The organism is Bradyrhizobium sp. USDA 4506, from assembly GCF_054058795.1.
This window is the reverse complement of sequence record NZ_JBSSBM010000002.1, coordinates 4,116,280-4,137,552: the sequence shown is the minus strand read 5'-3', so window position 1 is coordinate 4,137,552 and position 21,273 is coordinate 4,116,280. Positions and strand designations below refer to the sequence as shown.

Here is a 21,273-nt window from a genome sequence, read left to right as displayed (position 1 = left end):
TTCCGCTCGCCTTTGACCCGGCAATCCATCGATCGGAATACGTCTTCGCTTGATGGATGCGCGGGTCGAGCCCGCGCATGACGATTTGTGGACGTGATCAGCCGTTGCCTTACCACCCAAACCATTCCGGCTTGCGCGGTAGGTCGACGGTCTTCACCTTCTCGAGCTTGATCGTGCCCTTGCCCATCAGGTCGTTGATGTCGCCATCGGTCGCGCCCGAGATCTTCGAGCGATACAGGTCGACCTTCGTGGTCGGGCGGTGATCCTTTTCGGTCCAGGTCGACGGATTGCAGACGCCGTCCATGCCGGCCGGCACCCAATCCTTCTTCTGGTAGAAGCCCTTGGCGACGTTCTCGCCGGTGGCGCCGCCGTTCTTGGCGGCCCAGTCGAGCGCCTCCTTCAGATAGAGCGCGCTGCAGACCGCGGCGATGTAGTGCACCGGCCGATAGACCTTGCCGGACGGGTCGGACATCTTGGAGATTTCCATCACGGTCTTCATGCCGGGCGCGTTGCCGCCCCAGCTCACCGCCGTGCGGAGCGGGAAGATCACGCCGTCGGCTGCATCGCCGGCGGTCTTCGCCGCGTTCTCGTCCATGCCCCAGACATTGCCGAGGAATTGGACATCGACGCCGGCGGTCTTGCAGGCCTTCAGCACCGAGATGTTCGAGGCCGCCGTGTTGCCGAGATAGGCATAATTTGCGCCCGAGCTCTTCAGGCTGAGACACTGCGCCGAGTAGTCGCCGGGCGACAGCGCGAACACCAGCGGCGGCAGCACCTCGAAGCCGAGCTCGGTCGCCAGCGCTTCACCAGCCGCCTTCGGTGCGTTCGGATACGGATGGTTGGCGCCCATGTGGACGAATTTCGGCTTGCCGGGCTTGCCCTTGGCCTTCCAGTCCTCCGCGGCCCAGGTCAGCATCGCGCGCATCGAGTCCGAATAGCTCGGGCCGTAGAAGAAATTGTAGGGTGCGGGCTTGGCCTTGCCGCTGGTGCCTTCCGGATCGGTCAGCGCGGCGGCGTAGGAGCCGGAGATGTCCGGGATCTTGTCCTGCGCCAGGAAGCCGGTGAGGGCTTCGGTATCCGCCGTGCCCCAGCCCATGATCGCCGCGACCTTGCCGTCGGGCGCCGACCACTTCTTGTACAGCGCGATGGCGCGCGGCACCTGGTAGCCATAGTCGTTGCTGTCGACATTGAGCTGCTTGCCGCCGATGCCGCCGTTCTTGTTCACCCAGGCGAAGGTGTCCGCGACGCCCTGGCCATAGGGGGTGCCGACGTCGGACGTGCCGCCCGAGAGGTCCTGCAGATGGCCGATGGCGATCTGCGCCTGCGCGGTGGTGGCCGCGCTGCTGATCAGCAGCGCAACGGAGACCGAGCTCAAAAGGGATCTAATCGTCATTTTTTCTTTCCTCCTGCCTATTCAATGAACCGAATTTTGAGTTGCGTTCCGTGCCTTGCGTCAATGCGAGAACGGGTAGAGCTTCCAGTAGGCCTTGATCTGCCGCCAGCGATGCGCGAGGCCGTCGGGCTCGAACATCAAGAAGCCGATGATGATCAGGCCGATCGCGATCTCGCGCAGGAAGGTGATGTTGTTGTTGAGCTGCAGCGCCTTGTCGATGGCGCCGCCCTTCAGCCAGGCGCTCAGCCATTCCATCGATTCCGGCAGCAGCACCACGAAGGCCGTGCCCATCAGCGTGCCCATCACCGAGCCCGTGCCGCCGATGATGACCATGGCGAGGAACAGCACCGAGCGCTCGATGCCAAAGCCTTCCTGCGAGACCACGAGTTGATAGTGCGCGTAGAGCGCGCCGGCGATGCCGGCAAAGAAGGCGGCAAGCCCGAACGACAGCGTCCGGTACTTGGTGAGGTTGATGCCCATGATCTCGGCGGAGAGATAGTGATCGCGGATCGCGACCAGCGCGCGGCCGTCGCGGGTGCGCATCAGATTGGTGACGAGCAAATAGCTGACCACCATGTAGGCGAGCACGACGTAGAAATACTGGCGGTCGCCGCGCAGGGTGTAGCCGAAGATCGAGAACGGATTGGCGCTGGCCGGCACCGAGCCGCCCGAGAACCATTCGGCGCGCGAGAAGAAGTCGAGCAGGATATACTGCGCGGCGAGCGTCGCGATCACGAGATAGAGTCCCTTCAGCCGCGCCGCCGGCACGCCGAAGATCAGGCCGACCAGCGCCGTGACGACGCCGGCGAGGGGGATGGCGAAGAACACCGGGATCGGCGCGTTGTTGGAGATGTAGGCCGAGGTAAACGCGCCGAACAGGAAGAACGCGGCATGGCCGATCGAGATCTGGCCGGTGAAGCCGACCAGGACGTTGAGGCCGAGGGCTGCGATCGCGAAGATGCCGATCTGGATCGCGATCGAGAGCAGGTAGTTGGACAGCAGCATCGGCGCGAAGCAGGCGAGCACGATGCCGAGGATCGCGAAATTGCGGCTGGTTGCGGTCGGGAAGACCGTGGTGTCGGCCGCATAGCTGGTGCGGAAATCGCCCGAGGGGATGAGTGTGCTTGTCGCCATTGATCAGACCCGCTCAATATCCTTGCTGCCGAACAGGCCGTACGGCTTGATCATCAGGATGATGATCAGGACGTAGAACGGCGCGATCTCGTAGAGATTGCCCCAGTGCAGGTACTGGCTGTCGACATACTGGGCGACGTTTTCCAGCAGCCCGATGATGATGCCGCCGAGCACGGCGCCGCCGACCGAGTCGAGCCCGCCCAGGATCGCGGCCGGAAACACCTTGATGCCGTAGGCGGAGAGGCCGGACGACACGCCGTTGACCACGGCGACCACGACACCGGCGACCGCCGAGACGGTGGCCGAGATCGCCCACGCCATCGCGAACACGTTCTTGACGGAAATGCCGAGCGACTGCGCGACCTGCTGGTTGAAGGCGGTGGCGCGCATCGCAAGGCCGTATTTGGAGGCGCGGAAGAACCAGGCCATGCCGACCATCATGGCGAGCGAGACCACGAGGCTCATGACATAGACGGTCTGGATCTGCAGTCCGAACAGGCTGACCGACTGGCTCTGGAACACGCGCGGGAACGGCTGCGGGTTGACGCCGAAGATCCACTTCAGCGCGGCCTGGAACACCGTCGACAGGCCGATCGTCACCATGATCACGGAGATGATGGGCTCGCCGATCATCGGACGCAGGATCACGACCTGGATCGCGATCCCGAAGATGAACATGAAGACCAGCGTGATTGGCATGCCGACCCAGAACGGCACCTGATACTTCGTCAGCAGCGCCCAGCAGACCCAGGCGCCGACCAGCAGCAATTCGCCCTGCGCGAAGTTCACGACCTGCGTCGCCTTGTAGATCAGCACGAACGACATCGCGACCACGCCGTAAAGCGTGCCGACCACGAGGCCGTTGACGATCAACTGGATCAGGAACTGGGTGTTCATGGGGTACGGTCGCTCCGGACTGCGGCGCCAGCACCCTCTCCCCTTGCGGGAGAGGGTGGCTTCGCAAAGCGAAGCCGGGTGAGGGGTTGTCTCCGCATCGGGATCGTGGAGAGGGTACCCCTCACCCAAGCGAGTTCGTGTCGACTAACGGTGTAGCCCTCTCCCACAAGGGGAGAGGGCACATTCATGAGCACCGCGTTCTGGTCGCGCAACACAGTCATTCCGCGGCCTCCGCGATCACGGCGCGGCCGAGGTCGACGACCTCGAGCGTGGTGCGGACGCGCTGGATCGAGCCGTCCTGGAAGCGGATCACGGTGTCGACGGGGATAGTGGCCTTGCCGCGGTAGATCGCATCGATGATGTCGGCGTATTTCTCGTTGATCACGCCGCGGCGGACTTTTCGGGTCCGGGTCAGCTCGCCGTCATCGGCATCGAGCTCCTTGTAGAGCAGCAAAAAGCGCGAGATGCGTTGCGCCGGCGGCAGGGTGGCATTGACGGTCTCGACCTCATTCTTGAGCAGCGCATAGACTTCGGGCCGCGAGGACAGGTCGGTGTAGGTCGTGAACGAGATCCGGTTCTTCTCCGCCCATTTCGAGATGATCGAGTAGCGGATGCAAATCATCGCCGCGAGCGCGTCGCGGCCGGCGCCGAGCACCACCGCCTCGGCGACATAGGGCGAAAACTTCAGCTTGTTCTCGATATATTGCGGCGAGAAGCGTTCGCCGCGCGAGGTCTCGGCGAGATCCTTGATGCGGTCGATCACGACAAGCTGCCGGTTGTCGTTGTAGTAGCCGGCATCGCCCGAATGCATCCAGCCGTCCTTGATGTCGGCGACCGATGCTTCGGGGTTCTTGTAATAGCCGTGGAACATGTTCGGATGCCGCACCACGATCTCGCCGACGCCGTTGACGTCGGCATTGTCGATGCGGATCTCGATGCTGTCGGCCATCGGCACGCCGGTGGTGTCGGGATCGACCTTGCCTTCGGGATGCAGCGTGTAGGCGCCGAGCAGCTCGGTCTGGCCGTATAGCGTGCGCAGCGGCACGCCCATCGCCTGGAAGAACTTGAAGGTATCCGGCCCGAGCGCCGCGCCGCCGGTCGCCGCCGAGCGCAGCCGCGTGAAGCCGAGCCGGTCGCGCAGCGCACGGAACAAGAGCTGGTCGGCGAACACAGAACGCTTGCCCTCGGCGAGCGCCGCAAGGCCGGTCCTCATACCGAGGTCATAGAGCCGCTGCTTGAACGGCGAGGCGTCCATCACCCCGGCGCGGACGTCCGCCGCGATCGATTCCCAGACCCGCGGCGCGAACAGCACGAAGGTCGGCGCGATCTCGCGGAAGTCGTGCATCATGGTGTCGGGCTCTTCGACGAAGTTGACCTTCATCCGGGAGAGCAACCCTTTGCCCAGCGCGTAGATCTGTTCCATGATCCAGGGCAGCGGCAGCACCGAAACATATTCGTCGTCCGGCCCCTTCGGATCGAAGGCGAGATAGGTCGCGCAGTGCCGCAGCACGCGTCCGGCCGAGAGCATCGCAAGCTTCGGATTGGCTGTCGTGCCCGAGGTGGTGCAGAGGATCGCGACGTCCTCGCCATCAGTGGCATCGACCAGCCGCTCGTAGAGCCCAGGCTCGCGCTCGGCGCGGTCGCGGCCCAGCGCCACGAGCTTGCTCGCCTCCATCAATCGCGGATCGTCGTATTTGCGCATGCCGCGCGGGTCGGAATAGACGATGTACTTGAGGTGGGGCACGCGATCGGCCAGGCCGAGCATCTTGTCGACCTGTTCCTCGTCCTCGGCGAAGACCAGCTTGGCCTCGCCATAGGTCAGGAGGTAGGCGGCTTCCTCGTCGAGCACGTCGCGGTAAAGGCCGAGGCTCATCGCGCCAATCGCGTGGGCCGCGATCTCGGCGGCGACCCAGTCCGGCCGGTTGTCGCCGATAATGCCGATCACGTCGCCGCGGCCAAGCCCGAGCTCGACCATGCCGAGCGCGAAATCATGGGTGCGGGTCTGGTAGTCGTTCCAGGTGAATTCGCGCCACAACCCGAAATCCTTCTCGCGCAGCGCGATCTCCTGGCCGTGTTCCTTCGCGTTCAGGCGCAGCATCTTGGGAAAGGTGTCGGCCTGCGCGGCGCGACCGGCATAGTCCATCATGCGGCGCTCTCCCGCACCGCCGGCTTGTCGTCGGGATCGACCAGCGCCTCGTCCTCTTCGCCGAGATAGGCGCGCTTGACATGGGGATCGGCGAGCACGGTGGCCGGATCGCCCTCGGCGATCTTGCGGCCGAAGTCGAGCACCATGACGCGGTGGGAGATGTCCATCACGACGCCCATGTCGTGCTCGATCATCATCACCGTCATGCCGAACTCTTCGTTGAGATCGACGATGTAGCGCGCCATGTCTTCCTTCTCTTCGAAGTTCATGCCGGCCATCGGCTCGTCGAGCAGGATCAGTTGCGGCTCGAGCGCCATCGCGCGGGCGAGCTCGACGCGCTTGCGCAGGCCGTAGGGCAGAGTGCCGGCGGTCGCCTTGCGCACCGATTGCAGATCGAGGAAGTCGATGATCTCCTCCACCTTGCGGCGGTGCTCCAGCTCCTCGCGGCGCGCGCCGGTCAGCCAGTACAGCGATCCCGTGATGAAGTTGTTCTTCAGGAGGTGATGGCGGCCGACCATAATGTTGTCGAGCACGCTCATGTGGTGGAACAGCGCGAGATTCTGGAAGGTCCGGCCGATGCCGAGCCGGGGCCGCGCGTTCGGGTTGAGGCCGGTAATGTCCTGGCCGCGATAGAACAGCTGGCCTTCGGTCGGCCGGTAGCGGCCGGAGATACAGTTGACGATCGAGGTCTTGCCGGCGCCGTTCGGGCCGATGATGGAGAACAGCTCGCCCTCGTTGACGCCGAAGCTCACTTCGGTCAGCGCGCGGACGCCGCCAAAGCGCAATGAGACTCCGCGCACCTCGAGACTATTAGCCACCCTGTTCCCTCCAGATACGGGCGCTTTGGCGCGCTCTTTATCTTCGCTTCGATCTTACTCTTCGATCTTACATGGGCCGCCGAAGGGAGACCATCCGACTAATGATGCCTGCGTTCGGGAGATCGCTTGACCCGATCGCCTGCGTCATGCGCGGTAACGCCGCACCCGCCTGCAAGCCCGTCTCTCGCGTCGTCCGCCTTCAGCGATCCATCAAGGAGCTGCGCGACGTTACGCGAGGTGGCTCTGAATACGAGAAAGCGATAGGTTGAATTGTCATGTGCCCGACATTTAGTCAGGAATTTTCGCTGGCATTCCAGGCCTCGGGTCCCTGGCTTCGCGCACGGCGTTGCTGCGGTGCAATATCGTTGCAGTATCTTGGGGAGGACGCCGTCGCTAGCATGATAGCTGCTGATTACCTGAGGCACATCGCGGCCTGGTCGCGCGAACTGAGCGAGCAAGAAATCGAAATCGCGCGCGCCGGCATTTCCGAAAAATCCTATCGCGCCAACGAATTCATCTTCATGCGCGGCGACAATTTTCAGTACTGGACCGGCATCGTCACCGGGCTGGCGCGCATGGGCATCGTCTCGCGCGGCGGCAAGGCGGCGAGTTTCGCGGGTCTCACCGCAGGCGCGTGGTTCGGCGAGGGGACCGTGCTCAAAAATGAGCCCAGGCGCTACGATGTGGTCGCACTGCGCGACACGCGACTGGCGATGATGGATCGCCGGACCTTCGTCTGGCTGTTCGAGAACAGTGTCGGCTTCAACCGGTTCCTGGTCGGCTCGCTCAATGAGCGGCTCGGCCAGTTCATTGCGCTGCTCGAATATGGCCGCACGCTGGATGCCACCGCGCGGCTGGCGCGCTCGATCGCCTCGCTGTTCAATCCGATTCTCTACCCCGACCTCACCCTGCACCTGGAGATCACCCAGGAGGAGATCGGGGCGCTGTCGGGGATCTCTCGGCAGAACGCCAACCAGTGCCTGAAGCGGCTGGAGCGCGAGGGGCTGTTGCGGCTCGACTATGGCGGGGTGACCATCCTCAACCTCGACCGGTTGCGCCACTACGGGGAATGATGGGATCCAGGCCGCATTTAACCATTTTCGGGGGCGCTGAAGCCCCGATTCAGCAATTGTGATGTTAGACTTGGAGCAGGCCGGATGCTACAGACCGGCCTCGTCGGCGCGCTGTTTGCGCGATCTCTGGAGATGACATGGCAGTTAAGGATTCGGCGGCTCAGGACTCGAAGCGGCGCGTTGCGTTGATCACCGGCGTCACCGGGCAGGACGGCGCGTATCTCGCCGAATATCTGCTCGGCCTCGGTTATACCGTGCACGGGCTCAAGCGTCGCTCGTCCTCACTCAACACCGCGCGTGTCGACCATCTCTACCAGGATCCGCATGTCGGCAACGTCCCGTTCCTGATGCACTATGGCGACATGACCGATTCGACCAATCTGATCCGCCTGGTGCAGCAGATCCGGCCGACCGAGATCTACAACCTCGCGGCGCAAAGCCACGTCCAGGTCAGTTTCGAGAGCCCGGAATACACCGCCAACGCCGACGCGATCGGCGTGCTGCGGCTGCTGGAGGCGATTCGCATCCTCGGCATGGAAAAGGAAACGCGGTTCTACCAGGCCTCGACCTCGGAGCTTTACGGGCTCGTGCAAGAGGTGCCGCAGAAGGAGACCACGCCATTCTATCCGCGCTCGCCCTATGGTGTCGCCAAGCTCTACGGCTACTGGATCACGGTGAACTACCGTGAGGCCTATGGCATGTTCGCCAGCAACGGCATCCTGTTCAACCATGAGAGCCCGATCCGCGGCGAGACTTTCGTGACGCGCAAGATCACCCGCGCCGTTGCCCGCATCGAGGTCGGCCTCGAGAACAAGCTCTATCTCGGCAATCTCGACGCCAAGCGCGACTGGGGCCACGCCCGCGACTATGTCGAGGGCATGCACAGGATCCTGCAAGTCGACGAGCCCGGCGACTTCGTGCTCGCGACCGGCGAGACGCGGTCGGTCCGCGAGTTCGTGGAGCTGGCGTTTGCCGAGGTCGGCCGCAGCATCGAATGGCGCGGCAAGGGCGTCGAGGAGGTCGGTATCGACAAGGCGTCCGGCAACACCCTGGTACAGATTGATCCGACCTATTTCCGCCCGACCGAGGTCGATCTTCTGATCGGCGACGCCAGCAAGGCGCGCGCCAAGCTCGGCTGGGCGCCGAAGACGCCGTTCGCGCAGCTGGTGAAGGAAATGGTCGCCAGCGATCTCGTCGAGGCCAGGCAGGACGCGGCCAATGGCAAGCACGGCGTTTGAGCTGAAGGACAAGACGGTCTTCGTTGCCGGCCATCGCGGCATGGTCGGCTCGGCGCTGATGCGCCGGCTGGCGCGCGAGGAGGCCGACCTTCTGACGGTGTCGCGCAGCGAGGTCGATCTGCGCGACCAAACCGCGGTCAACGCATGGTTTGCCGCGAAGCGGCCGCAGGCCGTATTCCTCGCCGCCGCCAAGGTCGGCGGCATCGTCGCCAACAACACGCTGCGGGCGGAATTCCTCTACGACAATCTGGCGATCTCGAGCAACGTGATCCAGGCGGCGCACGCCAATGGCTGCGAGAAGCTGATGTTCTTCGGCTCGTCCTGCATCTATCCGCGCCTGGCGCCACAGCCGCTGCGCGAGGATTCGATGTTGACCGGCCCGCTCGAGCCAACCAACGAGCCCTATGCCATCGCCAAGATCGCCGGCATCAAGATGGCCGAGGCCTATCGCAGCCAGTACGGCGCCGATTTCATCAGCGTGATGCCGACCAATCTCTACGGCCCCGGCGACAATTATCACCCCGAATACAGCCACGTCGTCGCCGCGCTGATCCGCCGCTTCCACGAGGCCAAGGTTTCGGGCGCCGGCAACGTCGCGGTGTGGGGCACCGGCACGCCGCGCCGCGAATTCCTCTATGTCGACGATCTCGCCGACGCCTGCATCCATCTGATGAAGACCTATTCATCGCCCGAACTGGTCAATATCGGCACCGGCGAGGACATCACCATCGCCGAGTTCGCGCGCGTCGTCGCGGCCGCTGTCGGCTATCGCGGCGAGATCAGCTTCGACACGTCGCGCCCGGACGGCACGCCGCGCAAGCTGCTCGACGTCGGCCGGCTGGCCAGGCTCGGCTGGCGCGCCACCACCTCGCTCGAGGATGGCATCGCCCTCGCGTACCAGGCCTATCTGCGCGAGACGAAGTGACGCGGTGAACCTCCCGCCCTCCGACTGAGAATATCTGTCGGCTTGGCGACGCCGCGCGGCTAGGATGCGCGTGCCCAAGCGTGCCGCAAGAGCCGCCAGTGCGTCGGAGGAGACATCATGAAGGTTCTACGCCGCCAGTTCCTGCAACTTGCAGCCGCTACGGCTGCGCTGCCGCTCACATTTGGGAAAGCGATTGCCGAGGCCTATCCGGCGCGGCCGGTTCGCCTCGTGATCGGCTATACGCCCGGCGGTTCGGCGGACCTGACGGCGCGCCTGATGGGGCAGTGGCTGTCGGAAAAGCTCGGGCAATCCTTCATTGTCGAGAACCGGCCGGGCGGCGGGACCAACATCGCCACCGAGCAGGCGCTGCGCGCGGCGCCCGATGGCTACACGCTGCTGCTGGTCGCGCCGGCCAATGCGATCAATGCGACGCTCTACCAGAAGCTGCCGTTCGATTTCATGCGCGAGATGGAGCCAATCGCGGGCATCATTCGCTTTCCCAACGTCGTGGTGGTGCACCCCTCGCTGCCGATCAGGTCGATTCCCGAATTGATCGCCTATGCAAAGGCCAATCCCGGCAAGCTCAACATGGCGTCCTCAGGCAACGGTTCGACGATCCACATGTCGGGCGAACTGTTCAAGATGCTGACCGGCATCAACATGCAGCACGTGCCCTACCGGGGCGGCGCGCCGGCGCTCACCGATATGCTGTCCGGCGTGATGCAGGTGATGTTTGACAATCTTCCGACCTGCGCCGAGCACGTCAAATCGGGCAAGCTGCGCGGACTTGCGGTCACCAGCACGACCCGTTCGGACGTGCTTCCGGACCTGCCGCCGGTCGCCGACTTCCTGCCGGGTTACGAGGCGAGCGCCTGGTACGGCCTCGCGGCGCCGAAGAACACGCCGCCTGAAATCGTCGACAGGCTCAACAAGGCCGTCAATGAAATCCTCGCCGATCCCAAGGCCAAGGCGCGCTTTACCGAGATCGGCGCGATCATGCTGCCGGGCTCGGCTGCCGACTTCGGCAGACTGGTGGCCGACGAGACCGAGAAATGGGGCAAGGTGGTCAAGTTCGCCGGCGCCAAGGTTGATTAGAGCGTTTTCGAGCGAAATGGACGCCGGTTCGCGTGAAGAAAACGCGTCAAAACTAGAATCTAGAGCTCCGTTCCGATTCGATCGGAACGGAAAAGGTTCTAGTGTCCTGAACCAAAAGTTCATGGCATTTTATGCCTTGGCGGGCAGATTGTAAGCGCAGAAGCGTTCGATTGAGCCGAGAATGTCGTCAGCTGATTTGGTCCATCGGAACGGCATTGGGTCAGCGTTGTGATGGTCGATGAAGGAGGCAATCTCGGCCCGTAGCGCCGCCACACTGCGATAGATGCCGCGCCTAATCTTACGCTCGGTGATGAGTGCAAAGAAGCGTTCGACCTGATTGAGCCAGGATGAACTGGTTGGCGTCAGGTGGACGTGCCAGCGCGGCCTCTTTGCCAGCCAGTTGCGGATCAACGGCGTCTTGTGGGTTGCGTAATTGTCCATGACGAGGTGGACGTCCAGATCGTCTGGAACCGCAGCTTCGATCTCATCGAGAAACTTGCGGAACTCTTTGGCACGATGGCGTCCATAGCATTTGCCAATGACCCGGCCGGTTGCGACGTCGAGGGCGGCAAACAGCGAGGTGACGCCATGGCGTTTGTAGTCGTGACTACGGCGCGCCGGCTGGCCAGGTCGCATGGGCAGCATGGGCTGGCTGCGATCCAGCGCCTGGATTTGCGACTTCTCATCGACACACAGTACGATGGCGCGCTCGGGCGGAGCTACGTAAAGGCCGACGATGTCGCGAACCTTGGCGACAAAGTCGGGGTCGGTTGAGAGCTTGAAGGTCTCCAACCGATGCGGCTGCAAGCCGAAAGCGCGCCATATACGCTGTACTGTTGAGACTGACAGCCCGCTGGCCCGCGCCATGCTGCGCGAACTCCAGTGGGTGGCCCCGGGAGGCTGGGTCTCAAGGGTGCGAACGATCACCGCCTCGATCCGGGCATCCTCAATCGTGCGTGGCGTCCCCGATCGCGGCTCGTCCCAAAGACCTTCAAGCCGATGCTCGGAGAACCGCCGCCGCCATTTGCCGACCGTGTCGGGATCGACAGCCAAACGGGCCGCCACGACCTTGCTCTGCTCGCCCTCAGCACAGGCCAGGACGATCCGAGCCCGCAGCGCCAACGCCTGAGCAGTGCTTCGACGCGACGCCAACGATGTCAACTCAGCACGTTCCACCTCATCAAGCTCCAGCGGAGCAAAGCGCCGACCCATCGCCAATCCTCCCCAAATCAGGAGAGTCCGCTATCATCGAGTCGATTTGGAGTCCGCCGAACTTTTGATTCAGGACACTAGCTTCGCGCCGTCGCGCGCGGCGGATTCTTTGAAAGCGCCGCCGCCATCGCCGATATCAGCGGCCGCATGAAGAAGGCGTCTTCGGCCGGGTAGATGTCGGTGCGCAGGCCTTGGGACTTGAGTTCGTCCGATACCGCCGGTCCGACCGACGCGATCGGCGTACGCTCGAACCCCTCGCGTAACCTGTCCTCGCAACCGCGCGCCCGTGCCACCTCGATCAGGCGGCGGACCTGGCCGAGATTGGTCAGAGCGATCGCGTCGATGCGGCCCTGCGCCATCTCCTCGATCGCGGTGACGATGTTGGCGTCGGCGGCCTGCGCGTCATAGACATAGGGCAGCACCGTATCGACCTCGGCGCCCTGTGCCTTGATCGCGCCGATCAGGCTGGCGTGATCCTTGTCGGGATAGAGCTGCAGGCCGAGCCGATGGCCAGTCAGGTCGAGCTTCGACAGCATCTCGGCGACGCCTTCCGAGGTTGGCTTCTCGGTCGTCATTTGCGGTTCCAGGCCGATCTCGCGCAGTGCCCGGCCGGGTTTGGGGCCGCGAGCGAATTTGCGCGCCTTGGCGAGGCTATCGCCGAACTCCCGCTCGACGCCGATCCGGCCCACGACTTTCATCAGCCGGCGCAGGCCTTCGCCGGTCATCAGCACGAGGTCGTCGAGCGGCCGTTCGATGGCGCGGCGAATCCAGGCCACGATCGGCGCCGGATCAGGCGCATCGTGGATGGTGAACATCGGGCATTGCAGCACGTCGGCGCCCTGTTCGGCGAGCAGGCGGGAAAACTGCGCCTCCTCGCGCGTCTCGAGGATCAGGATGCGGTAGCCGTTCAGCCGTTCAGCCATGATGGACCCTAACAAACATTGTCGTCATTTGTTCGATTTGACCCCGGCGCCGGGATTGGCGCAAGGCCGCCTGCGGTGTAGACGAGGGCCGAAAATGACCGTTCCATCAATCTGCTCAAGCTTTGGTCAATTGGCATGCCCGACCATCAGTTCGTTTTGACCCTGTCCTGTCCGGACCGTCCAGGGATCGTCTCGGCGGTCTCGACGTTTCTCGCCCATAACGGCCAGAACATCCTGGACGCCCAGCAGTTCGATGACGTGGAGACCGGCAAGTTCTTCATGCGCGTGGTGTTTACCGCGGCCGACCTCGCGGTCGAGCTCGCGGCGCTGCAGACCGGCTTTGCCGCGATCGCCGAACGTTTCGGGATGGAATGGCAGATGCGCGATCGCGCCAGCCGCCGCCGGGTGATGCTATTGGTGTCGAAGTCCGATCACTGCCTGGTCGATATCCTCTACCGCTGGCGTACCGGCGAACTCGAAATGATCCCGACCGCGATCGTCTCCAACCATCCGCGCGAGACCTATGGCTCGCTCGATTTCGGCGATATCCCGTTCCATCATCTGCCGGTGACGAAGGGGACCAAGCGGCAGCAGGAAGACGCGGTGTGGAAGCTGGCCCAGGACACCAAGACCGATCTCGTGGTGCTGGCCCGCTACATGCAGATCCTGTCGGACGAGATGTCGGCGCGGCTGTCAGGCCGCTGCATCAACATCCATCATTCCTTCCTGCCGGGCTTCAAGGGCGCCAGGCCCTACCACCAGGCCCATGAGCGCGGCGTCAAGCTGATCGGCGCCACCGCGCATTACGTCACGTGCGACCTCGACGAAGGCCCGATCATCGATCAGGACGTCGAGCGCATCAGCCATCGCGACACGCCTGAGGATCTCGTGCGCAAGGGGCGCGACATCGAGCGCCGGGTGCTGGCGCGCGCGATCCGCTACCATCTCGCCGATCGCGTCATCCTCAACGGACGCAAGACCGTGGTGTTCGTGGACTGATCCGCGTTCACTCCGGTTGTCGCGCTTTGACGGCTAGGGTGTCGCCCTGCATCGAGGTGCTGCATGAAACTCATCCACATGAGCGACATCCATCTGACGACGCCGGGGAGCACGATCTTTGGCCGTGATCCCATGCAAGAACTTCGAGCGCGCTGGATCAGGTGCTTGCCGATCACCGCGACGCCGAGCTGATGGTGATCTCGGCGATCTTTCGGGTATCGGCGAGCTCGCTGACTATCACTTGCCGCGCGAACGCCTGAACGGGTTCTCAATCCCGGTGCGGCTCTGCATCGGCAATCATGATCATCGCGAGAGGTGTCTCAGCGTGTTTCCCGCGCCGACGCGGACGAGTTCGCGCAAGGCGTTCACGACACCTCGTTCGGCCGCTGCCTGCTGCTTGACACCTACGACCTGCAGACGGCCGCCGGCAGCTTTTGCCCGGCGCGGCAGGCCTGGCTGGAACACCAGCTATCGGAGCATGACGGCCCGTTCTTCCTGGTTATGCATCACAATCTATTCCCGACCCGCATCGCGCCGGTGGACCGGATCGGCCTGCTCGATGATGCAGGTTCCGATCAATCGTCACGAAGCACCGGAGCAAGATCAGGCACATCTTCTTCGGTCACCGCCACATCGTGCCGGGCGGTTCGGTGCGGGCGTTCCCATGACCCTCGCTGCGCCGAACCACGACGGCTATTCAGTATTCGCTGAGGTGCTGACCGTCGCCGATCTGCCGGATTCCTACGGGGTGCGTTCGTCGGCGACGACTACGTCACTGTCCACATGGTGGAGTTCGGCTACCGCGGCGAAATCATCCGCGAGGATGGCTCCAGCTAGTCTGTCGGGCTGTCGCTATCCCTGTGCACGGCACAACCCGGTGCCTGTCCTATCCGGCCGTACGCTCAGTGGGCAGCATCCTGCGGTGGCGTTGCCGGCTTGGGATCATCGCCGCGCTCGGCCGCAGGCATCAGGCGCTTGCGCTCCCGCTCCTGCATGTACTTGTCGTATTCGGGGGTACCTGCCCGCGGCGGCGCGTCGGCGGGCAGGCCGCCGGCCCAGGCCGGAATGTAGTCGGCCATGCCGGCCGAGAGCTTCCGGTTCACGGTGCCGCATCCTCCGAGCGTACAGGCCGCGAACGCGAGGGCAGTCAGGACAGAGATAGGGCGCGAGAAGATCGACATGTGAGGCAGGATACAGCCCTGGTCTTTATGGATGATGATCTTGGCGCGACCGTTCGGCTGCAATTGTGCTTGTTTGTTGACATCGCGGCGCTGTTTGTACGATCGTACAAATGATCGGGACCGCCAAGGTGCTCTGGTGACGCGTGATCGGTTCTTGGGCATTGAGTTTCGTGGCGTTCTTGGTATTTTAATACCACTTTCTTAGTTGGATCCGATCGCGTCCCGCGCGACACACATCCATCGTCCGATTGACAGAGGGCACGGGGAGACGCCTTGTCGCGTTGCGGCTTGGCGGTGACATGGTTGGGTTAAGATAAGCCAACAACCGGAACTAAAGCTCAGCGCCGAAGATCAGAAGGGGGAGGGGGATTTCGATGTTCAATCGTCGCAAAATGTTGCTGTGGGGCGCCGCTTCCGCCGTGCTTCCCGGGTTGTGCGCCAGCGTGCCGGCGTGGGCGGACGACGCCGTCAAGATCGGGCTGATCCTGCCGATGACCGGCGGTCAGGCGTCGACCGGCAAGCAGATCGATAACGCCATCAAGCTCTACATGCAGCAGAAGGGCGACACCGTCGCCGGCAAGAAGATCGAGATCATCCTGAAGGACGACACCGCGGTGCCGGACAACACCAAGCGGCTCGCGCAGGAACTGATCGTCAACGACAAGGTCAATTTCATCGCCGGCTTCGGCGTGACGCCCGCGGCGCTCGCCGCGGCGCCGCTGGCGACGCAGGCCAAGATCCCGGAAGTCGTGATGGCGGCCGGCACCTCCATCATCACCGAGCGTTCGCCCTATATCGTGCGTACCAGCTTCACGCTGGCGCAGTCCTCCACCATCATCGGCGACTGGGCGGTGAAGAACGGCATCAAGAAGGTCGCGACGCTGACCTCCGACTACGCGCCCGGCAACGATGCGCTGACCTTCTTCAAGCAGCACTTCGCCGCCGGCGGCGGCGAGATCGTCGAAGAGGTCAAGGTCCCGCTCGCCAATCCGGACTTCGCGCCGTTCCTGCAGCGCATGAAGGATTCCAAGCCCGACGCGATGTTCGTATTCGTGCCGGCCGGGCAGGGCGGCAACTTCATGAAGCAATATGCCGAGCGCGGGCTCGACAAGAGCGGCATCAGGGTGATCGGACCCGGCGACGTCATGGACGACGATCTGCTCAACAATATGGGCGATGCCGCGCTCGGCGCGGTGACGGCGCATCTCTATTCGGCCGCGCATCCGTCCGCGATGAACAAGGACTTCGTCGCCGCATACAAGAAGGCGTTCGGCAACCGCCCCGGCTTCATGGCGGTCAGCGGCTATGACGGCATCCATCTGATCTACGAGGCGCTGAAGAAGACCAATGGTGCGACCGACGGCGACAAGCTGATCGAGGCGATGAAGGGCATGAAGTGGGAGAGCCCGCGCGGCCCGATCTCGATCGATCCGGAAACCCGCGACATCGTGCAGAACATCTATATCCGCAAGGTCGAGAAGGTCGACGGCGAGCTCTACAATGTCGAGTTCGCGACCTTCGAGGCCGTCAAGGATTCCGGCAAGACCAAGAAGTGACGCGCGAAAAGCCCGTCATCCCGGGGCGCTCAATAGCGCGAACCTCAGATGCGCGATTGCGCATCGGGGGATCTCGAGAGAATTGAAGAAGATTCCGGGTTCAGCGCAAGTGCTGTCCCGGAATGACGAGTCACCATCAGGTTTGCCGTCACTCCATGGCCTCTATCCTCACCAACCTGTTCGACGGCGTCGCCTACGGCATGCTGCTGTTCGTGCTCGCCTGCGGGCTTGCGGTGACACTCGGGTTGATGAATTTCGTCAATCTCGCGCATGGCGCCTTCGCGATGGCGGGCGGCTATATCTGCGCCGTGCTGGTGAACAATTCCGGCTGGCCGTTCTTCGCAGGGCTGCCGCTCGCCTTTGTCGGTAGCGCCGTGATCGGCGTCGCGCTGGAGCGCACGCTGTACCGCCATCTCTATAGCCGCAGCCATCTCGATCAGGTGCTGTTCTCGGTCGGTCTGGTGTTCATGTCGGTCGCGGCGGTCGACTACATCATGGGATCGTCGCGGGTCTTCATCAAGCTGCCGGCGGCGCTGGAGGGCCAGATCGACCTGTTCGGCGTCGGCATCGGCCGTTACCGGCTGCTGATCGTGGTGATCTGCGGCCTCCTCACGCTGGCGCTGCAATTGATCCTCGCCAAGACCCGGTTCGGCAGCCGGCTGCGCGCCGCGGTCGACGATCCGCGCGCTGCGATCGGCCTCGGCATCAACGTGCCGCAGGTGTTCGCCTTCACCTTTGCGTTCGGCTGCGGCCTGGCCGGTCTCGGCGGCGCGCTGAGTGCGGAGATCCTCGGGCTCGATCCGTACTTCCCGCTGAAATTCATGATCTACTTCCTGATCGTCGTCACCGTCGGCGGCTCTTCCTCGATCACCGGACCGTTCCTGGCGTCGCTGCTGCTTGGCATCGCCGATGTCGCCGGCAAGTATTACGTGCCGAAGCTCGGCTCCTTCGTGATCTACACGGTCATGATCGTGATCCTGCTCTGGCGTCCGAACGGCCTATTCGGCCGTACCGCGGCACGGTGAGGCGGTCATGACGGCGCTGTCTGACGTATCCACTCACGCGATGGCCAGCGCGCGCTGGCGGGTCAGCGAGGTCGCGTTCTGGGCGCTGGCGCTCGCCTGCGCCTTCCTGTTCCCGTCGCGTTATTTGATCATGACCGACATCGTGCGGCTCGGCCTGTTCGCGCTGTCGCTCGACCTGATCCTCGGCTACGCCGGCATCGTCTCGCTCGGCCACGCGGCCTTTTTCGGCATCGGCGCCTATTCGGCCGGCTTGCTGGCGCTGCACGGCATCATCAACGAGCCCGTCATCGCGCTGGTCGCCGCCGGTCTGGTTGCGGCGCTGCTCGGCTTCCTGACCAGCTTTCTCGTCATCCGCGGTGTCGATCTGACGCGGCTGATGGTGACGCTCGGCATCGCGCTGCTGCTGGAAGCGCTCGCCGAGCGCTTCTCCAACATCACCGGCGGCACCGACGGGCTGCAGGGCATCGAAATGCAGCCGATCCTCGGTCTGTTCACCTTCGACATGTTCGGCAAGACCGGGTTCTTCTACTCGCTGATCATGATGTTCATCCTGTTCCTGCTCGCGCGGCGCGTGGTGCATTCGCCGTTCGGCCTGTCGCTGCGCGCGATCAGGAACAATCCGCTGCGCGCGGCCGCGATCGGCGTGCCGGTCAACCGCCGCCTGATCGCGGTCTATACGCTCGCCGCCTTCTATGCCGGGATCGCCGGCGCGCTGTTCACCCAGACCACGGCGCTCGCCTCGCTCGACGTCTTCTCCTTCGAGCGCTCCGCCGACCTGATGCTGGTGCTGGTGATCGGCGGCACCGGCTATCTCTATGGCGGCCTGATCGGCGCCGTTGTGTTCAAGATGCTGCAGGAGCTGTTTCAGAGCATCACCCCGCAATACTGGCTGTTCTGGATCGGCCTCGTGCTGGTCGTGATCGTGCTGGTCGGCCGCGTGCGCATCCATCGCTGGGTGCTGTTCGTGCCCAACCTGATCATCCGCCAGTTCGCCGGCCGCAAGGCTGCCGTTGCCGTGCCGGAGAGCGACGCGTCATGACGATCGCGCTTGAAACACGCGGCCTCGAAAAATCCTTCGGCGCCCTTCGCGTCACCCGCGACCTCTCGCTCAAGGTGATGCAGGGGGCCCGCCACGCGCTGATCGGGCCGAACGGCGCGGGCAAGACCACCGTCATCAATCAGTTGACCGGCGTGCTGACGCCGAACAGCGGGCGCATTCTCCTCGAAGGCAGCGACATCACCGGCCTGTCCGTCCACAAGCGGGTGCTGCGCGGGCTGTCGCGCACCTTCCAGATCAACCAGCTCTATCCCGACCTGACCCCGCTCGAGACCATCGGGCTTGCGGTCTCCGAACGGATGGGCCGCGGCGGCGACTGGTGGCGGCGGATGGGAACGCGGAGCGACGTCAACACCGAGATCGCCGAGATCCTGTCGCGCTTCCATCTGCTCGACGTGATGACGGAGCTCACCTCGACCTTGCCCTATGGCAAGCAGCGCCTGCTCGAGATCGCGGTCGCGATCGCCGCCAAGCCGCGGGTGCTGCTGCTCGACGAGCCCGCGGCCGGCGTGCCCGAGAGCGAGCGCCACGATATCCTGGCGGCGGTGGCGGCATTGCCGCGCGACGTCACCGTGCTCCTGATCGAGCACGATATGGACCTCGTATTCTCCTTCGCCGACCGCATCTCGGTGCTGGTCAATGGCGGCCTGCTCACCGAGGGCGCGCCCGACGAGGTCGCGCGCGATCCGCAGGTGAGGGCGGTCTATCTCGGCGAGGCCGCCGATGCCTGACCTTCTTTCCATCCAGGGCCTGCGTGCCGGATACGGCGAGGCGGTGGTGCTGCCCGATATGTCGCTGGCGCTTGCCGAGGGTCAGGTGCTCGCGCTGCTCGGCCGCAACGGTACCGGCAAGACCACGCTGATCAATTCGATCGTCGGCATCGTCAGGCGCTTCGGCGGCAGCGTCGCGCTCGCAGGCCGCGACATCACGGCGATGCGGCCCGACCAGCGCGCCCGCGCCGGGATCGGCTGGGTGCCGCAGGAGCGCAACATCTTCCGCTCGCTGACGGTGGAAGAGAACATGACCGCGGTGGCGCAGCCCGGGCCGTGGACGGTCGAGCGGGTATACGAGATGTTTCCGCGGCTGCAGGAGCGGCGGCGCAATTTCGGCAACCAGCTGTCCGGTGGCGAGCAGCAGATGCTGGCGATCGGCCGCGCGCTGACGCTAAATCCGAAAGTGCTGCTGCTCGACGAGCCGACCGAAGGCCTCGCGCCGATCATCGTTGAGGAATTATTAAAGGCGATCGGACTCATCACGCGCTCGGGTGGCATCTGCTCGATCATCGTCGAGCAGAACGCGCAAAAGATTCTGGGGCTGGCCGACCGCGTTGTGATATTGGAACGCGGCACGATCGTGCACGATGCCGCAAGCAGCGCGCTAAAAGCCGATCCCTCCGTCCTCGAGCGCCACCTCGGCGTCTCTGGGGCCAAGGCACATTAGACGGCACATTAGAAACGTCCGGGAGTTGACCATGCAGCGAACCAAGCCTCCGTTCCGCGCCGACGAGGTCGGCAGTCTGTTGCGGCCGCCGAAGATCAAGGAGGCTCGCGCCAGATTGGAAAAGAGCGAGATTTCCGCCGACGAGCTGCGCAAGGTGGAGGACATGGAGATCGAGAAGGTCGTGCACAAGCAGGCCTCGGTCGGCCTGAAGCTTGCGACCGACGGCGAGTTCCGCCGCTCCTGGTGGCACTTCGATTTCCTCAGCCATCTGACCGGCTGCGAGCTGTTCCATCCCGACATCGGCATCCAGTTCGCGGGCGTGCAGACCCGGCACGACGCCATCAGGGTGACCGGCAAGCTGGATTTCTCCGATCACCACCCGATGCTCGATCACTTCCGCTTCCTGAAGAAGTACGCCGACCAAGCGCATGTCACGCCGAAGATGACGATCCCCTCGCCGGCGGTGCTGCATTTCCGCGGCGGCCGCAAGCTGATCTCGAAGGAGGTCTATCCGGACCTCGAGGAATTCTATCAGGACCTCGGCAAGACCTATCGCAAGGCGGTCAGGGCGTTCTACGATGCCGGTTGCCGCTATTTGCAATTCGACGACACGGTGTGGGCCTATCTGTGCTCGCAGGAGGAATTGCAGAAGTCGCGCGACCGCGGCGACAATCCCGAGGGCCTGCAGGAGATCTACGCCCGGGTCATCAACTACGCGATCGCCGACCGTCCGTCCGACATGGTGATCACGACCCATGTCTGCCGCGGCAATTTCCGTTCGACCTGGATCTCCTCCGGCGGCTACGAGCCGGTCGCCGAGACGCTGCTCGCCGGCACCAATTACGACGGCTATTTCCTCGAATATGATTCCGACCGCGCCGGCGGCTTCGAGCCGCTGCGCTTCCTGCCCAAGGGCAACAAGGTCGTGGTGGTCGGCGTCATCACCTCGAAGTTCGGCGAGCTCGAGAAGAAGGACGCCATCAAGCGGCGGCTGGAGGAAGCATCCAGATTCGCCCCGATCGAGCAGCTCGCGGTGTCGCCGCAGTGCGGCTTTGCCTCGACCGAGGAAGGCAACATCCTCTCCGAGGAAGAGCAGTGGGCCAAGCTGCGGCTCGCCGTCGAGGTCGCGAGCGAGGTCTGGGGCAAGTGACGCGTAAGCGC

The 21,273-nt window shown here is 63.8% G+C and carries 20 protein-coding genes; 12 read left to right on the top strand and 8 right to left on the bottom strand.

Going from position 1 to position 21,273, the window contains the following annotated elements; all coding sequences use genetic code 11:
• Positions 1 to 109: 109 nt before the first annotated feature.
• The 5 genes from ACVIHF_RS21850 to ACVIHF_RS21830 form a co-directional block, all read right to left on the bottom strand.
• Complete coding sequence (locus ACVIHF_RS21850; RefSeq protein WP_028338342.1) at positions 110 to 1,393, bottom strand: ABC transporter substrate-binding protein; 1,284 nt, start codon at positions 1,391 to 1,393, stop codon at positions 110 to 112.
• A 60-nt stretch (positions 1,394 to 1,453) separates the two neighbouring features.
• Positions 1,454 to 2,527: a branched-chain amino acid ABC transporter permease gene (locus ACVIHF_RS21845; RefSeq protein WP_253589806.1), complete on the bottom strand. Its 1,074-nt coding sequence runs from the start codon at positions 2,525 to 2,527 to the stop codon at positions 1,454 to 1,456.
• Between the two features lie 3 nt (positions 2,528 to 2,530).
• Positions 2,531 to 3,424, bottom strand: a complete 894-nt coding sequence (locus tag ACVIHF_RS21840; protein WP_456792499.1) for a branched-chain amino acid ABC transporter permease — start codon at positions 3,422 to 3,424, stop codon at positions 2,531 to 2,533.
• A gap of 217 nt (positions 3,425 to 3,641) precedes the next feature.
• Positions 3,642 to 5,570 (bottom strand): long-chain fatty acid--CoA ligase, encoded by a 1,929-nt coding sequence (locus ACVIHF_RS21835; RefSeq protein ID WP_310885803.1) that lies wholly within the window; start codon positions 5,568 to 5,570, stop codon positions 3,642 to 3,644.
• Positions 5,567 to 6,388, bottom strand: coding sequence for an ABC transporter ATP-binding protein (locus ACVIHF_RS21830; protein ID WP_028338338.1), 822 nt, complete (start codon positions 6,386 to 6,388; stop codon positions 5,567 to 5,569). Before ACVIHF_RS21830 ends, ACVIHF_RS21835 begins: the two co-directional genes overlap by 4 nt.
• A 398-nt stretch (positions 6,389 to 6,786) precedes the next feature.
• On the opposite strand from ACVIHF_RS21830, the gene ACVIHF_RS21825 reads away from it, so the two are divergent.
• From ACVIHF_RS21825 to ACVIHF_RS21810, 4 genes are all read left to right on the top strand, one after another.
• Positions 6,787 to 7,461, top strand: a complete 675-nt coding sequence (locus tag ACVIHF_RS21825; protein WP_028338337.1) for a Crp/Fnr family transcriptional regulator — start codon at positions 6,787 to 6,789, stop codon at positions 7,459 to 7,461.
• 137 nt (positions 7,462 to 7,598) lie between these two features.
• On the top strand, positions 7,599 to 8,699 hold the full coding sequence (gmd, locus tag ACVIHF_RS21820) for a GDP-mannose 4,6-dehydratase (RefSeq protein WP_411782425.1): 1,101 nt from the start codon (positions 7,599 to 7,601) through the stop codon (positions 8,697 to 8,699).
• Positions 8,680 to 9,624, top strand: coding sequence for a GDP-L-fucose synthase (gene fcl / locus ACVIHF_RS21815; RefSeq protein WP_301322305.1), 945 nt, complete (start codon positions 8,680 to 8,682; stop codon positions 9,622 to 9,624). Before gmd ends, fcl begins: the two co-directional genes overlap by 20 nt.
• A 117-nt stretch (positions 9,625 to 9,741) precedes the next feature.
• Positions 9,742 to 10,719 carry a tripartite tricarboxylate transporter substrate binding protein gene (locus ACVIHF_RS21810; RefSeq protein WP_456792498.1) on the top strand — a complete coding sequence of 326 codons (978 nt, stop codon included), beginning with the start codon at positions 9,742 to 9,744 and terminating at the stop codon, positions 10,717 to 10,719.
• A gap of 129 nt (positions 10,720 to 10,848) precedes the next feature.
• Here ACVIHF_RS21810 and ACVIHF_RS21805 read toward each other — a convergent pair whose 3' ends face one another.
• Complete coding sequence (locus ACVIHF_RS21805; RefSeq protein ID WP_253604297.1) at positions 10,849 to 11,931, bottom strand: IS630 family transposase; 1,083 nt, start codon at positions 11,929 to 11,931, stop codon at positions 10,849 to 10,851.
• Between the two features lie 77 nt (positions 11,932 to 12,008).
• Positions 12,009 to 12,854, bottom strand: coding sequence for a uroporphyrinogen-III synthase (locus ACVIHF_RS21800; protein ID WP_253589809.1), 846 nt, complete (start codon positions 12,852 to 12,854; stop codon positions 12,009 to 12,011).
• Between the two features lie 135 nt (positions 12,855 to 12,989).
• On the opposite strand from ACVIHF_RS21800, the gene purU reads away from it, so the two are divergent.
• Both purU and ACVIHF_RS21790 read left to right on the top strand, forming a co-directional pair.
• The gene (gene purU / locus ACVIHF_RS21795) at positions 12,990 to 13,853 is read left to right on the top strand and encodes a formyltetrahydrofolate deformylase (RefSeq protein ID WP_229161371.1); all 864 of its coding nucleotides are present in this window, start codon (positions 12,990 to 12,992) and stop codon (positions 13,851 to 13,853) included.
• Positions 13,854 to 14,168: 315 nt separating this feature from the next.
• On the top strand, positions 14,169 to 14,564 hold the full coding sequence (locus ACVIHF_RS21790; RefSeq protein ID WP_456792497.1) for a hypothetical protein: 396 nt from the start codon (positions 14,169 to 14,171) through the stop codon (positions 14,562 to 14,564).
• Between the two features lie 191 nt (positions 14,565 to 14,755).
• On the opposite strand, the gene ACVIHF_RS21785 is transcribed toward ACVIHF_RS21790, so the two are convergent.
• Positions 14,756 to 15,034, bottom strand: a complete 279-nt coding sequence (locus ACVIHF_RS21785; protein ID WP_229161380.1) for a hypothetical protein — start codon at positions 15,032 to 15,034, stop codon at positions 14,756 to 14,758.
• Positions 15,035 to 15,408: 374 nt separating this feature from the next.
• Here ACVIHF_RS21785 and ACVIHF_RS21780 point away from each other — a divergent pair, with 374 nt between their 5' ends.
• The 6 genes from ACVIHF_RS21780 (at position 15,409) to ACVIHF_RS21755 (ending at position 21,262) form a co-directional block, all read left to right on the top strand.
• Positions 15,409 to 16,590, top strand: a complete 1,182-nt coding sequence (locus ACVIHF_RS21780; RefSeq protein WP_456792496.1) for an ABC transporter substrate-binding protein — start codon at positions 15,409 to 15,411, stop codon at positions 16,588 to 16,590.
• 155 nt (positions 16,591 to 16,745) lie between these two features.
• Positions 16,746 to 17,615 carry a branched-chain amino acid ABC transporter permease gene (locus ACVIHF_RS21775; protein ID WP_456792494.1) on the top strand — a complete coding sequence of 290 codons (870 nt, stop codon included), beginning with the start codon at positions 16,746 to 16,748 and terminating at the stop codon, positions 17,613 to 17,615.
• Between the two features lie 7 nt (positions 17,616 to 17,622).
• A complete protein-coding gene (locus ACVIHF_RS21770; RefSeq protein WP_028338327.1) occupies positions 17,623 to 18,654 on the top strand; it encodes a branched-chain amino acid ABC transporter permease in 1,032 nt (343 codons plus the stop codon).
• Positions 18,651 to 19,403 carry an ABC transporter ATP-binding protein gene (locus ACVIHF_RS21765; RefSeq protein WP_050384609.1) on the top strand — a complete coding sequence of 251 codons (753 nt, stop codon included), beginning with the start codon at positions 18,651 to 18,653 and terminating at the stop codon, positions 19,401 to 19,403. The genes ACVIHF_RS21770 and ACVIHF_RS21765 overlap by 4 nt, the downstream gene beginning before the upstream one ends.
• Positions 19,396 to 20,112 (top strand): ABC transporter ATP-binding protein, encoded by a 717-nt coding sequence (locus tag ACVIHF_RS21760; protein ID WP_253589814.1) that lies wholly within the window; start codon positions 19,396 to 19,398, stop codon positions 20,110 to 20,112. The genes ACVIHF_RS21765 and ACVIHF_RS21760 overlap by 8 nt, the downstream gene beginning before the upstream one ends.
• A gap of 31 nt (positions 20,113 to 20,143) precedes the next feature.
• The gene (locus tag ACVIHF_RS21755) at positions 20,144 to 21,262 is read left to right on the top strand and encodes a cobalamin-independent methionine synthase II family protein (RefSeq protein ID WP_411782430.1); all 1,119 of its coding nucleotides are present in this window, start codon (positions 20,144 to 20,146) and stop codon (positions 21,260 to 21,262) included.
• The last annotated feature ends 11 nt before the right edge of the window (positions 21,263 to 21,273 follow it).